This is a genomic window from Streptomyces sp. WAC05292 (assembly GCF_003949955.1).
In the GTDB taxonomy this organism is placed as follows: domain Bacteria; phylum Actinomycetota; class Actinomycetes; order Streptomycetales; family Streptomycetaceae; genus Streptomyces; species Streptomyces globosus.
This window is the reverse complement of the sequence record NZ_RPSE01000737.1, coordinates 1-1,251: the sequence shown is the minus strand read 5'-3', so window position 1 is coordinate 1,251 and position 1,251 is coordinate 1. Positions and strand designations below refer to the sequence as shown.

Annotated in this window: 1 protein-coding gene; it reads right to left on the bottom strand. The window is 77.5% G+C overall.

Annotated features, from left to right (window positions below; genetic code table 11):
• Positions 1-1,251, bottom strand: a 1,251-nt coding sequence (locus EF903_RS32725) for a lycopene cyclase family protein (RefSeq protein WP_260616236.1), incomplete at both ends; no start/stop codon positions are given.

Here is a 1,251-nt window from a genome sequence, read left to right as displayed (position 1 = left end):
AGCGCAGTACCCGTTCGGCGGGCACCCTGCGGAAGAGGTCGGTGAAGAAGCGGGGGCCGTCGATCCGGCCGGTGTCCAGGGCGCGGAGGACGACGGCGTCCATCGCGAGGGCCCGGCGACGGTGCGGAGCATGGGCGCGACGGGGGTGGCGCATCCGACGAGGAGGTCCTCCCACAGGGCCGTCGTCCCGTCGAGGAAGCGCAGTACCCGTTCGGCGGGCACCCTGCGGAAGAGGTCGGTGAAGAAGCGGGGGCCGTCGATCCGGCCGGTGTCCAGGGCGCGGAGGACGACGGCGTCCATCGCGAGGGCCCGGCGGCGGTGCGGCGCGGGCAGCCGGGGGGCCCGCCCGTCGCGCAGCGCGGCGGCGACGGCCCGCGTCTGCCGCTGCACCGCGGAGAAGGTGTAGCCGGTCGAGGGCCGCGTGGCGCCGCCTGCCGCGCCGATCAGGTGGACGCGATCCCCGGCCCGGCGCGGGTAGCGCGCATCGGTCATCGGGATCACGCCCGACTCCTCCGCCCGTACCTCGAACGGGCCCAGCCGCAGCACGTCACGCGTGTAGTGCTCCAGCGCGGCGGTGTAGGCGCCCCGGGAGAGCGGGGCGCGGGAGAACTCGGTGTACTCGACGAGCGCCTCCGCCGGCCCGAGCGGCAGCACGTAGCCGAAGGCGAGCCCGCGGACCGGCTGCGGGACCCGGAAGTCCATCAGCTCGACGACGTCCGGATCGAAGGCGGGGCGGGCGGTGCGCACGAACCACCCGCGGAAGTGCTGCAGCAGCACGGTCCGGGCCGGCGGGAGCGCGGGCAGCGGACGCGAGTCGAACAGGTGCCGGCCCCGCACGGCGATGCGGCGGCCGTCGTCCCCGGTGCACAGGGCCACCGCGCCGCCGGGTGTGTCGTGCACGGCCTCGGCGGTCGCCGCCACGAGCCGGACACCGGGCAGGCCGGCCAGCCGGGAGCGCACGGACGCCTCGAACGCGTCCGACCGCAGCATCCGGTACCGCAGCGACCGCAGTTCGCCGTCGACGATGCCGCCGTCGCGGCCCCGGACCCGCAGCCGCGCCCAGGACGCGGCCTCGGCCTCGGGGTGGTCGGCCGGGCCGGCCTGCCAGAAGCACCAGGTCCGGTCGCCGGGGCGCAGGGCTCGCCGGGGCGTCTCCACGACGGCGACGGCCAGCTCCCGCCGGGCGCCGGGCAGGGTGAGCGCGTGGGCGAGCGACAGCCCCGCCGCCCCGCCCCCGACGATCACCACGTC